The sequence below is a fragment of the Pseudomonas sp. genome (assembly GCF_049645325.1).
Taxonomy (GTDB): Bacteria; Pseudomonadota; Gammaproteobacteria; order Pseudomonadales; family Pseudomonadaceae; genus Aquipseudomonas.
In genome coordinates this window covers 1-11,981 of sequence record NZ_JBARTQ010000143.1, presented here as the reverse complement: position 1 = coordinate 11,981, position 11,981 = coordinate 1, and the positions used below count along the sequence as shown (strand labels likewise).

10 protein-coding genes and 1 pseudogene are annotated in these 11,981 nt (G+C 62.5%); 3 read left to right on the top strand and 8 right to left on the bottom strand.

Translation table 11 applies throughout. The annotated features are described in order from the left end of the window. Positions 1-89 precede the first annotated feature (89 nt). From WBB95_RS06280 to WBB95_RS06265, 4 genes are read right to left on the bottom strand one after another with little or no spacing between them, the layout of a single operon-like run. Positions 90-1,454 (bottom strand): heavy metal sensor histidine kinase, encoded by a 1,365-nt coding sequence (locus WBB95_RS06280; RefSeq protein ID WP_424486776.1) that lies wholly within the window; start codon positions 1,452-1,454, stop codon positions 90-92. Continuing rightward, positions 1,444-2,121: a heavy metal response regulator transcription factor gene (locus WBB95_RS06275; RefSeq protein WP_065900845.1), complete on the bottom strand. Its 678-nt coding sequence runs from the start codon at positions 2,119-2,121 to the stop codon at positions 1,444-1,446. The genes WBB95_RS06280 and WBB95_RS06275 overlap by 11 nt, the downstream gene beginning before the upstream one ends. Before the next feature lie 9 nt (positions 2,122-2,130). Next, entirely contained in the window at positions 2,131-5,226 is a 3,096-nt protein-coding gene (locus tag WBB95_RS06270; protein WP_424486775.1) for a multidrug efflux RND transporter permease subunit, read from the bottom strand. After that, positions 5,223-6,389 carry an efflux RND transporter periplasmic adaptor subunit gene (locus WBB95_RS06265; protein WP_424486774.1) on the bottom strand — a complete coding sequence of 389 codons (1,167 nt, stop codon included), beginning with the start codon at positions 6,387-6,389 and terminating at the stop codon, positions 5,223-5,225. Before WBB95_RS06265 ends, WBB95_RS06270 begins: the two co-directional genes overlap by 4 nt. Before the next feature lie 214 nt (positions 6,390-6,603). Here WBB95_RS06265 and WBB95_RS06260 point away from each other — a divergent pair, with 214 nt between their 5' ends. Beyond that, positions 6,604-6,837: a hypothetical protein gene (locus tag WBB95_RS06260; protein WP_424486773.1), complete on the top strand. Its 234-nt coding sequence runs from the start codon at positions 6,604-6,606 to the stop codon at positions 6,835-6,837. A gap of 166 nt (positions 6,838-7,003) precedes the next feature. Next, the gene (locus tag WBB95_RS06255) at positions 7,004-7,786 is read left to right on the top strand and encodes a transporter substrate-binding domain-containing protein (protein WP_424486772.1); all 783 of its coding nucleotides are present in this window, start codon (positions 7,004-7,006) and stop codon (positions 7,784-7,786) included. A gap of 30 nt (positions 7,787-7,816) precedes the next feature. Here the strand turns inward: WBB95_RS06255 and WBB95_RS06250 are convergent, their stop codons facing one another. From WBB95_RS06250 to WBB95_RS06235, 4 genes are all read right to left on the bottom strand, one after another. After that, on the bottom strand, positions 7,817-8,560 hold the full coding sequence (locus WBB95_RS06250; RefSeq protein WP_424486771.1) for a YkgJ family cysteine cluster protein: 744 nt from the start codon (positions 8,558-8,560) through the stop codon (positions 7,817-7,819). Between the two features lie 107 nt (positions 8,561-8,667). Continuing rightward, positions 8,668-9,150: a GNAT family N-acetyltransferase gene (locus tag WBB95_RS06245; protein ID WP_424486770.1), complete on the bottom strand. Its 483-nt coding sequence runs from the start codon at positions 9,148-9,150 to the stop codon at positions 8,668-8,670. Between the two features lie 3 nt (positions 9,151-9,153). Beyond that, complete coding sequence (locus WBB95_RS06240; RefSeq protein ID WP_424486769.1) at positions 9,154-10,056, bottom strand: chemotaxis protein CheV; 903 nt, start codon at positions 10,054-10,056, stop codon at positions 9,154-9,156. A 121-nt stretch (positions 10,057-10,177) separates the two neighbouring features. Beyond that, a complete protein-coding gene (locus WBB95_RS06235; RefSeq protein WP_424486768.1) occupies positions 10,178-11,152 on the bottom strand; it encodes a 2-hydroxyacid dehydrogenase in 975 nt (324 codons plus the stop codon). Between the two features lie 592 nt (positions 11,153-11,744). Here WBB95_RS06235 and WBB95_RS06230 point away from each other — a divergent pair. Continuing rightward, positions 11,745-11,981: pseudogene (locus tag WBB95_RS06230) on the top strand (hypothetical protein); the annotation flags it as partial.

Genomic DNA, 11,981 nt, shown 5'->3' with positions numbered 1-11,981 from the left:
ACCGCCTTCGCGAGCAAGCCCGCTCCCACATTGGGATCAGCTACCACGCACGCCAAGCTCCCACAGGCGTACCAAGGCGTTCTCAAGCCCTACACCGGCAAGGTAATACCAAACGTATTCCCGCCGCCCTCACTGCGCACAAAAACATCCCCGCCATGCATCAACGCAATCGCCTTGACGATGGCCAACCCCAACCCATGGTTCGCGCCACTGTTGCTGCGCGACGCATCCACCCGATAAAACCGCTCAAACAAACGTGGCAGATGCTCACCGGCAATCTCATCGCCCGGGTTGGTCACCCCGATCGACACCTGATGCGCCTGCACTTCAATGTTCACCTCAATGAGCTGCCCCGGCGCGGTGTGTTGCACGGCATTGCTCAGCAAGTTGATCAATGCGCGGCGCAAATGGGCTTTTTCGATGTGCACCAGGGCGTCGCCGCGAACCTGCACCTTGACCTGGGCGTCTTCGAGGATGAAATCCAGGTAATCGAGGGTGGTCGCCACTTCATCGGCCAGCGAGCTTTCAATCAGCTTGGTGGCCTTGCTGCCCTGGTCGGCGCTGGCCAGGAACAGCATGTCGTTGATGATCGAACGCAGGCGCTCAAGCTCTTCAAGGTTGGACTGCAGCACCTCGAAGTAATGCTCGGCCGAACGTCCGCGGGTCAGCGCCACCTGGGTCTGGCCGATCAGGTTGGTCAGCGGGGAGCGCAGTTCGTGGGCCACGTCGGCGTTGAACGACTCCAGCCGCGAATATGCCTGCTCCACGCGGTCCAGCGTGGAGTTGAACGAGTTGACGAACTGGCTCAGCTCCGGCGGCAGCGGCGACAGTTGCAGGCGCCCGGAGAGCTTGGGCGGGGCGAGTTTTTGCGCTTCGTCCGAGAGCTTGATCAGCGGCTTGAGGCCGATGCGCGAGACCCAGAACCCCAGCAGCGCCGCCAGCACCACGCCGACAAACGCCAGGCCGATCAAGGCCATCAGCAGTTGGTGCTGGGTCGCGTGGAAGTTTTCGGTGTCGATGGCGATGATAAAGCGCAACGGCGGACGCTGGTCTTTGGCCGCAAACTGGCTCACCAATGCCTTGAACGGATGCTGGTGGCCCGTCAGGTGCAAGTCGCGTTTGCCGGTACGCCCGTCGGCGAAGGCGCGGATCTGGGCGTCGGGGTTGCCGTACTCATAGTTGGGATCGCTGCTCACCACCCAGAAACGGATGCGCTTGTCTTCCTCGCCCAACAGCGTGAGCTTGGCCTGGATCTTGACCCAATGGTCCGGCGTGCCAAAGCGATTCACCGAGGATTCGAGCACGCTGTAACGCGCGTCCAGCTCGGCTTCCGGCAACAGCCCCAGGCCCCGGTCCACTTGCTGGTACAACGCGCCGCCGATCAACAGAAAGATCAGCAGCGCCACCAGCGTGAACATGCCGCTCAGGCGCAGGGCGATGGAGTTAGCCGACACTGCGGTTCTCCAGCACGTAACCCATGCCGCGAATGGTGTGCAGCAACTTGGTGTCGAACGGCCCGTCGAGCTTGGCCCGCAGGCGTTTGATCGCCACTTCGACCACATTGGCGTCGCTGTCGAAATTGATGTCCCAGACCATTTCTGCAATCGCGGTCTTGGACAGGATTTCACCCTGGCGCCGAGCCAACACACTGAGCAGCGAGAACTCCTTGGCGGTCAGGTCCAGACGCAGGCCGTTGCGGCTCGCCTTGCGGCTGATCAGGTCGATCCACAGGTCGGCAACCGTCACCTGCACCGGCTCGTGGCCGCCGCTGCGGCGGGTCAGCGCCTGCAGGCGCGCCACCAGTTCGAGGAACGAAAACGGTTTGCCTAAATAATCATCGGCACCTTCACGCAGGCCACGAATGCGGTCTTCCACGCGTTCGCGGGCGGTGAGCATGATCACCGGCGTCTGCTTGCGCGCACGCAGGGCACGCAACACGCCGAAGCCGTCAAGGCCGGGCAGCATCACGTCGAGCACGATGACCGCGTAATCGTTCTCCAGCGCCAGGTGCAGGCCTTCGACGCCTTCACGCGCCACGTCGACGGTGTAGCCCTGTTCCGTCAGGCCGCGGTGCAGGTAGTCCGCGGTTTTTTCTTCATCTTCAATAATCAGGACGCGCATGACCCCGCCTTAATGTATGGTCGCCAGCGCCAGCGCTGGTTTGGGCCTGTGGAAAAACTTCTCAAGGTACAAGTATATGACCGGCGTGGTGAACAGCGTCAGCGCTTGGCTCACCAGCAGCCCGCCGACCACCGCAATACCCAGCGGCTGGCGCAGTTCCGCACCCGGGCCGGAACCCAGCATCAGCGGTACCGCGCCGAGCAGGGCCGCGAGGGTGGTCATGATGATCGGCCGGAACCGCGTGACGCAGGCTTCATAAATCGCCTCCTCGGGCGGTAGCCCCCGCACGCGCTGGGCCTCCAGGGCGAAGTCGATCATCAGGATGCCGTTTTTCTTGACGATGCCGATCAGCAGCACCAGGCCGATCAGCGCCATGATCGAAAAGTCCTGACCGAGCAGCCACAGCATGATCAAGGCGCCCAGGCCCGCCGAGGGCAAGGTCGAGATGATCGTCAGCGGGTGCACGAAACTTTCATACAGCACACCCAGGATAATGTAGACCGCCACCAGCGCCGCGAGGATCAGCCATGGCTGGCTGGCCAGCGAACTCTGGAACGCCTGGGCCGCGCCCTGGAAAGTACCGATCATGGTCGCCGGCATGCCGATTTCGTTCTTGGCCTGGTTGAGCATGATCACCGCATCACCCAGTGCCACGCCGGGCGCCAGGTTGAAGGACAGGTTGGCCGCCGGGAACATGCCGTCATGGCTGATCGACAAGGGCCCCACGGTCGGCGGGTCGACCTTGGCCAGCGCCGACAGCGGCACCATCTCGTTGGTCAAGGGCGAGCGCAGGTAGAAATAGTTCAGGCTTTCGGCCTTGCCACGTTGCTGGGTGTCCAGCTCCAGCACCACCTGGTACTGGTTGATCTCGGTCTGGAACTCGTTGATCTGGCGTTGGCCGAAGGCGTCATACAGCGCCTGATCGACATCGGTGGCGGTCAGGCCGAAGCGCGCGGCGGCCTGGCGGTCGATGCTGATGTGGGTGATGCTGCCGCCCAGTTGCAGGTCGTTGGACAGGTCGCGAAAGGCCGGGTTGGCGCGCAGTTTTTCGGTCAATCGCTGGGTCCAGATATTCAGCGTCGGGCCGTCGTTGCTCTTGAGCACATATTGGTACTGGGCGCGGCTCGGGCCGGAGCTGAGGTTGATGTCCTGGCCGGCGCGCAGGTACAGCACGATGCCCGGCACCTTCGCCAGTTTCGGGCGGATACGGTCGATGAACTGGCTGGCGGAAACGTCGCGATCACCGCGGTCTTTCAAGGCGATCCAGAAGCGGCCGTTGGCGATGGTCTGGTTGCTGCCCGTCACGCCCACCGAATGGGAAAACGCTTCCACCGCCGGGTCGGCCTTGACGATTTCGGCCAGGGCCTTGTGCTTGGCGACCATGTCCGGGTACGACACATCGGCCGCCGCTTCGCTGGTGCCGAGCACAAAACCGGTGTCTTGCACCGGGAAGAACCCTTTGGGGATAAACACGTAGCCAACCACGGCCAGCGCCAGGGTCACCATGAAAATGGCCGCCATGGTGCGTTGATGGGCCAACGCGCGGCGCAGGTTGCGCGCATAGCCGGCGAGCAGGCGCTCGCTGAAACCGGGCTTGTCATGCGCGTGATGGGTCGGCGCACGCATAAACAGGGCGGCCAACGTCGGCGCCAGGGTCAGCGAGACCACCACGGAAATGAGGATGGTCGAGGTGGCCGTCAGCGCAAATTCCTTGAACAACCGCCCGACCACACCGCCCATGAACAGCAGCGGGATGAACGCCGCCACCAGCGAGAAGCTGATGGAGACCACGGTAAAGCCGATCTCGCCGGAACCCTTGATCGCCGCCTCACGCTTGTCGAGGCCCGCTTCCAGGTGGCGGTGGATGTTTTCCACCACCACAATCGCATCGTCCACCACGAACCCCACGGCGATCACGATCGCCACCAGCGTGAGGTTGTTCAGGCTGAAGCCCATCAGGTACATCAGCGCGAAACTGGCGATCAGCGACACGCCGAGTACGCTCGATACGATCATGGTCGCCGACAGCTGGCGCAGGAACAGCGCCATCACCGCCACCACCAGCAAAATCGCGATCAGCAGCGTGACTTCCACTTCATGCAGGGAGGCGCGGATGGTCTTGGTGCGGTCGGTCAACACGCTGACCTGCACCGACGCCGGGAGCATGCCTTCCAGGCGCGGCAGTTCGGCCTGGATACGGTCCACGGTCTCGACGATATTCGCGCCGGGCTGGCGTGAAATCACCAGGTTGACGCCGGGTGTGTCGCCGGACCACGCCTGCACGTAGGCGTTTTCCGAACCGTTGATGACTTTGGCGATGTCGCGCAGTTGAACCGGCGCCCCGTTCTTGTAGGAAACGATCAACTGGCCGTATTCATCCGGGTGGAACAGCTGGTCGTTAGTCGACAGGGTCGACACGCTGTTCTCGCCGTAGATCGCGCCCTTGGCCAGGTTCAAGCTGGATTGCTGGATGGCCACGCGCACATCGGCGAGGGTCAGGCCAATGGCAGCCAGTTTATCCGGCGAGGCCTGCACGCGAATCGCCGGGCGCTGCTGACCGGTGATGTTGATCTGGCCGACGCCGTCGATCTGGCTGATCTGGCGGGCCAGCAGGGTTTCCACGTAGTCGCTCAGTTCGGTGCTGGGCATGCTGTCGGAGCTGACGCTGAGGATCAGCACCGGGCTGTCCGCCGGGTTGACCTTCTTCCAAGTCGGCAGGCTTGGCATGTCGCTGGGCAACTTGCCGGACGCGGTGTTGATCGCCGCCTGCACTTCTTGCGCAGCGGTGTCGATGCTCTTGTTCAGGGTGAACTGCAAGGTCAGCAGGCTTGAGCCCAAGGCACTGCTGGAGGTCATCTGGGTCATGCCGGGTATGGCGCTGAACTGCACCTCCAGCGGCGTGGCCACCGACGATGCCATGGTGTCCGGGCTCGCGCCGGGTAGGGTGGCAGTGACCTGGATAGTCGGAAATTCCGCTTCCGGCAGTGGGGCGACGGCCAGGCGCGGGAAGGCAATCATCCCGAGCAGCACCAGGGCGAAGGTCAGCAGCAGGGTGGCGACCGGGTGGTCGACGCACCAGGCGGACGGTGAGCGGCTGCCGCTCATGGCTGCACCTTGGCGTCGACGGTCTGGATCACTTGCGGCGGCTCCTTGAGCACCTCCACCTGTGCGCCGGCCTTGAGCCGCGACTGGCCGTCACTGACCAGCACATCACCGGCGTTCACGCCCTTGATGATGTTCAAGTCGCTGTCCTGATACGCCACTTGCACCGGCACAATCTCGACCTTGTCACCGTTGACCCGGTACACAAAGTGCGAGTCGAGGCCACGCTGTACCACCGTCGGCGGCACCACCAGGGCGTTTTTGTCGAGGGCGGTCTGGATCTTGATCGTCACCAGCTGCCCTGGCCACAGGCTCTGCGAGGCATTCTGGAATTCAGCCTTGGCGCGCAGGGTGCCCGTGGTGGAGCTGATCTGGTTGTCGATCAGGCTCAGGTGGCCTTCACCCAGCAGGTCGCCGGTCTGGCCGTCGGTGTCGGCGCCAAGGTAGGCGTCGACGCTGGCTTGCGCCGGTGCGGCGATCAGGCCCTGCAGGGTTGGCAGCATTTGTTGCGGCAGGGAGAACTCAACGGCAATCGGGTCGATCTGGGTCACCGAGAACAGGCCCTGGGTGTCACTCATGCGCAGGAAGTTGCCTTCGTCCACGCTGCGAATACCGACGCGACCGGTGACGGGCGAGCGAATTTGTGTGTAGGAAAGCTGCACCTGGGCCGAGTCGATCGCCGCCTGGTTGCCCTGTGCGGTGGCCTTGAGCTGGTTGACCAGGGCTTGTTGCTGGTCATAGGTCTGCTTCGACACGCCATCGTCGATGCTCAATTCCTTGTAGCGCTTGAGGTTGACCAGCGCCACTTGCAGCTGCGCCTGGCTTTCCCCCAACTGTGCCTTGGCCTGGTCGAGGCTGGCACGGATCGAGCGGTCATCAATGGTCGCCAGCAGGTCGCCGGTCTTGACCAGTTGGCCTTCCTTGACCAGCAGTTTGGTGAGGATGCCGTCGATTTGCGGGCGAATCACCACGCTGTGCAGCGACAACACCGAGCCGATCCCGCTGACAAAGCGCGGAATGTCCTGCTGTGTGACACTCACCACCCGCACCGGGATCGCGGTCGGCGCCGCCAGTTTAGTCTTGGCCGGCCGGGTCAGCGCCCAGGCTGCAATCGCCACTGCCACGAGGACACCCACAGTCAGGGCGGTTTTTCGTTGAATGTGCATGGGGTGAGGCGCCGGGGCAAAGGGTTGGGAGAATGAAGGTTCTTTATAGCCCGCCAACCCGGTCAGCACGGTGACTGCTAACTGACAGCGCTGTCAGTAAAGTCCGACCATTCGTACAGGCGGTGGTTAAAGATCCGAAGCGCGCAGGTATACTGCGCGCCAGTGTGGCCCGCAAGCCGGTCCCGCCTCATTTTTTGCATGCCCCGGAGCTTCCATGACTTCCCCGACACACTCCCCTGTTGAAGCGGCCGACCTCGTCGATCCGGCCGACGCTGAAAGCGTTGAAAAAGCCGAGATCCCGGCGTTCAAGTTTCCGTTCAAACCGGGTGAGCTGGCCGGGGCCAAAAATGCCGCCCAGCCTTGGTACAAGAATGGCGCCAAGAACGGCCACACCAAGTCGCCAGGCATGGCCCCGCCGGGCACTCGCCGTTCGATGGGTAAACGCTGAGACTAATCAACTGCGCACTGTCTCGGCTTTTGCCTACAACGGCTGCTGATTTTTCCGCTTGTAGGTCTACGTCCGCTTCTTGAAAGCTGCACGGCACTTGTTTCGCCCCGGTTGTTTTGCGCCGGGGCGTGGTGAGGCTGGTCTTTCCGGAAAAAGGACGTCCCCCGTGGTCCTGATACACCTCTGTGCCGTGTTGGCCCTGTTACTCTCGATCAATGCTGCTGCAGCTGATGATCAGCCGCGTGGCGAAATCCGTTTCGCCGTCGCCGCGCAGTTTCCGCCCTTCCAAAGCCGCAATCAGCAAGGCCAACTGGTGGGGCTGAATATCGACTTGGGCAATGCCTTGTGCCAACAGCTCAACGTGCGCTGCACCTGGGTCGACCAGGTGCTTGTGGAAAACTTCCCCGCCCTTGAGGCCCGCCAATTTGACGCGATCATGGGCATTGCGCCCACCTCGAAACGGCGCCAATGGGTGAACTTCACCGATAACCTTTACCCGTTCACTACCCGGCTGGTGGCCCGCAAGAGCTCCGGTTTGCTGCCGACCGCCGGGTCGCTCAAAGGCAAGCGGGTCGGCGTGCTGTTGGGGAGCAATCGCGAGGCGTTCGCTCAATCGAAATGGGCGCCGGCAGGCGTTATCGTCAAGAGTTTCTGGCTCAACGACGAACTGACCCGCAGCCTCGTGTCGGGCCAAATCGATGCAACATTGCAAGGTACGGTGGAAATTCGCAGGGCACTGCTCGACACCGCCGGCGGTCAGGATTTCGGCTTCCTGGGCCCGGCCGTTTCGGCCGAGTTGCTGGGTAACGGCGTAGCAATCGCGGTGCGTAAACCCGATACCCGCTTGCGCGGCGAGCTCAACCGGGCGTTGGTGCAGTTGATGCAAAGCGGCGACTACCAGCGGATCCTGCAGCCTTACGACCTGGATAAACCGTGTTTAACGCCGTAACGCCAGCGCCGCAGTTACAGGGCTTTCGGGTCAGGCGGCACGCAGGGAGATAAACGCGTAATTGGCCGGCACCTCGGTAGCAATCTGCGCCCCGGCGTCCAGCAATTGCTCGGCGATGTCCATGCCGGACACATGAAATACCCACTCATTGGCCACGGCTGGCTGATCAACCGCCAACGCCAGCGCCTGGGCAAAGGCCTGCATGTCCGGCAGGTACGCGGTAAACCCGTCGCCCTTGAGCGCGGTAGTGCGAATGCCCAGCAAGGCGCACACGGCTTCCTTGGTCTGCACATCGTCACGGTCGGCCTGGCGCGAGCGACGGATCAATTCAGCCAACTCCTGGTCCATCAATTCACCGCCAACGATCAGCGCCGGGCCCTGCTCCCAGGATTCCGGCGGGCAGTCCTTGGCGCCCGGGTTGAGCGGAATGTGTGGGTTGATCTCCATCGGGTAGATGCGGCAGACCAACGGGCGACGTTCATAAATGCCGCAGCGGTTGTCTTCGTCAAGATTCCGGCAGCGTCCGGCGTTGTAAGCGGCAAAGGTGATTGCCACAAAGGCCTCGGTAGTGCCGCTGGGCACGACCACTGAACGGCGCTGCGCGTGCTCGCGTTGCTCCTGGGGCAAGCCCAGGCCGCTGCCGAGAAAACCTTCCGCCAGAACGATGACATTACCGCCGTCCGCCGCCCACTGCCGGGCCTCTGCGAGGGTCAGGGGCACGTGATGGTCGGTGCAGCATTTGCCGCAACCTACGCAGGAAAAGTGAGTATTCATGGAGGATCTGTCACCAGGCAAGGTCAGAGGGCACTCGTGAACGGTGACGGGTTTTTACCTCTGTTCAGCGTTCAGGCTCTCAGGAAGCAAGTTATGCGCCAGTGCCGTCAGCCCTCGGGGACGATGTCGCGCAGGACGAATACCATGCCCGCGCTGGCATACAGCTGTCGGGCGCGCAGGTTGCTTTCCCGCACCTTGAGGTCCACATAAGGCTCGCCGCGCTGCTTGAACACCTGGAAGGTGTGCAGCAGCAACGCGCGGCCCAGCCCCAGGCCTTGCGCGCTGGGGTGCACCGAAAGGTTCTTGATGAAGGCGCTGGTCCAGCACTGCGCCACGCCGAGAATGCCCTCGGCATTGCGCGCGACCAGGCATAGCGTGGGGTCGAACTCGGCATCGGAGACGAACCGCTGGCGCCATTCATCCAGACCGGCGACACGGCCACCGCCCTGGTCCTGGGTCATGCGCAACACCGCGTGAATGGCCGGGGCCAGCTCATCACGGTAATGATCCAGCTGTATATGCGCCGGCCACTGCGGTGCAGGCAGGCTGCCGAGGAGATCGCGGCGCAGCAGTTGGAAGTAGTCGGCCAATGTTTACAGGCCCTTCTGCGCCACGGTCTGGGCGGCGACCACCAGGCACTTGGTCAACTCAGGCGACGAGAACTTGGTGAGCACCGCGTCGGCACCGGCCAGGCGGGCTTTTTCGCTGTTCATCGCACTGTCCAGGGAGGTGTGCAGCAGCACATACAGGTGCTGGAAATCCGGTGTTTCGCGCAGGGTGCGGGTGAGGGCATAGCCGTCCATTTCAGACATCTCGATGTCCGACACCACCACGTTGATCTGTTCGACCGTGCCTTGCAGCTCCAACAGCACGTCGATGGCTTCCTTGGCGCTGCGGGCGGTGTGGCAGGTCAAGCCGAGGTTGCGCAGCGTGTGCACCGATTGCTGCAGCGCCACTTGGCTGTCGTCCACGACCAGGATGCGGGCGTGGCCCAGCACTTCGGCTTCTTCCATGGTCAGGTCGGTGGGCGCCGCTTCAACCGGCGCCGGGGCGATGCCGTGGATGACTTTCTCGATGTCCAGCACCTGCACCAACCCGCCTTCGACCTGGGTCACGCCCGTGATAAACGAGCGATTGCCGCCGGAGCCATAGGGCGGCGGGCGAATGTCGGTGGTCAGGCAGTGCACGATCTTGCTCACCGCCTGCACATGCAAACCCTGCTTGGAGCGGCTGACATCAGTGACGATCAGGCAGCCGCCGTCCGGGTCTTGCAAGGGCATTTCACCCAAGGCGCGGCTCAGGTCGATCACCGACAGCGACGTGCCGCGCAGAGTGGCGATGCCTTTGACGTGGGGGTGCGACTCCGGCAGCTTGGTCAGCGGCGGGCAGGGAATGATTTCGCTGACTTTCAGCAGGTTGATCGCCATCAGCTTGCCGCTGCGCAAGGTAAAGAGCAGAAGCGAGAGTGAATCTGCGCGGGCTTTGGTGGTGGACATAAAAACCTTCTGTGGATCAGGGATGACGAACTTCTATGGAAGGTTATCGACCTCGAAGCGCGAGGCTTTAGCTCTATGAACGTTCCCACGCAGCGCGTGGGAACGATCAGGGTTGTTGAAGTCAGCCTTTCCACACCTGCGGGTTCACCAAGTCCTGCGGGCGTTGGCCGAGCAGGGCGCTGCGCAGGTTGTCCAGGGCACGGTTGGCCATGGCTTCACGGGTTTCATGGGTCGCCGAGCCGATATGCGGCAGGGTCACGGCGTTGCTCAGTTGGAACAGCGGCGACTCAGCCAGCGGCTCCTGCTCATACACATCCAGCCCCGCGCCGCGGATACGTTGGGTTTGCAGGGCCTCGATCAGTGCCGGCTCGTCCACCACCGGGCCACGGGAAATGTTGATCAGGATCGCGCTGGACTTCATCAACCCCAGCTCACGGGTGCTGATCAGGTGGCGGGTTTTCTCGCTCAACGGCACCACCAGGCAGACGAAATCCGCCTCGGCCAACAATTGGTCCAGGCTGCGGAACTGCGCGCCCAGCTCTTGTTCCAGCTCGGTCTTGCGGCTGTTGCCGCTGTACAGGATCGGCATGTTGAAACCCAGGCGCCCGCGCCGAGCCACCGCCGCGCCGATATTGCCCATGCCGACGATGCCCAGGGTCTTGCCGTGTACGTCGCAGCCAAACAACGGCGCGCCGACGCTGGCTTTCCACTGGCCGGCTTTGGTCCAGGCGTCCAGCTCAGCCACTCGCCGCGCGCTGCTCATCAACAAGGCGAACGCCAGGTCGGCGGTGCTTTCGGTGAGCACGTCGGGGGTGTTGGTGAGCATGATGCCGCGCTCATTGAAGTAGGCGACGTCGTAGTTGTCGTAGCCCACCGACACGCTGGAGACCACCTCCAGCTTGCTCGCGCCTTCCAATTGCGCACGGCCAAGCTTGCGGCCTACGCCGATCAGGCCATGGGCGTGGGGCAGGGCTTCATTGAATTGAGCATGGATGTCCCCGTGTTTGGGATCGGGCGAGATCACCTCGAAATCCTGTTGCAGGCGTTCGATCATGGGCGGGGTGACGCGGCTGAAGGCGAGAACAGTCTTTTTCATTGCAGGCGGGCTCGACTACTACGGGGGGAATGCTGAGCACGCTAACATTCCTGTTGGGAATTGTCAGGGGGGCTGCTTTTTGGGTGTATATCCGGTGGTTGGGGGAGGGCTTAGATGGGTTCCGCCCTTACGGCGGGTCACTTTTGGTGGAGCGCAAAAGTAACCAAAACGCTCTTGCCCCCACCACTCGGCACCTCGCTGTGGCTCGGTGTGCCCTCACGCAGGCTTTGGAGCGTGGGCCGCCGTGACGGGCCATCCATGGCCCAACACGGCTAACCCGGCTCCTGCCGGGTTACCCACGCTCCAAAGCCTGCGTTCGGCCAGCGTGGTTTAACGGGGCGCCTCAGATCAAGATCACAAGCAGGATCAAGATCAAGGTCTACAGCACGGCGGCCTGAAAGCCGACCTGAGTGGTTGGATCAAGAGCGGATCACAAGCAAGAGCGGTAGCTGACCCGATCACTCAAGCCGCACTCGGTCAAGGTGGGAGCTGGCTTGCCTGCGATGGCATCCATTGAGTGTCACTGATACACCTAGGTGCCTGCATCGCAGCGGTGCGGCGACCCGACAAGCCAGCTCCCACAGAAAAGCAGATGGGTGAAGATATTGAAGCCTCACTCGGTCAAAAAAATGTGGGAGCGGCGGTGCGACGATTCGACTTGCTCGCGAAGGCGGTGTGTCAGTCAACAAATTCATTGGCTGATCCACCGCATTCGCGAGCAAGCCCGCTCCCACAATTGAACCTCATTTCATCAGGTAAAAGCTGTGCTGCTCTGCTGTTGCCCTGCTTCTGCTTCAACCACTCAGGTCGGCTTTCAGGCCGCCGTGCT

Coding starts and splice junctions, on each gene's coding strand:
- WBB95_RS06275 (WP_065900845.1), bottom strand. CDS start 2,121: ATGCGCGTCCTGATTATTGAAGATGAAGAAAAAACCGCGGACTACCTG.
- WBB95_RS06270 (WP_424486775.1), bottom strand. CDS start 5,226: ATGAGCGGCAGCCGCTCACCGTCCGCCTGGTGCGTCGACCACCCGGTC.
- WBB95_RS06265 (WP_424486774.1), bottom strand. CDS start 6,389: ATGCACATTCAACGAAAAACCGCCCTGACTGTGGGTGTCCTCGTGGCA.
- WBB95_RS06260 (WP_424486773.1), top strand. CDS start 6,604: ATGACTTCCCCGACACACTCCCCTGTTGAAGCGGCCGACCTCGTCGAT.
- WBB95_RS06250 (WP_424486771.1), bottom strand. CDS start 8,560: ATGAATACTCACTTTTCCTGCGTAGGTTGCGGCAAATGCTGCACCGAC.
- WBB95_RS06240 (WP_424486769.1), bottom strand. CDS start 10,056: ATGTCCACCACCAAAGCCCGCGCAGATTCACTCTCGCTTCTGCTCTTT.
- WBB95_RS06235 (WP_424486768.1), bottom strand. CDS start 11,152: ATGAAAAAGACTGTTCTCGCCTTCAGCCGCGTCACCCCGCCCATGATC.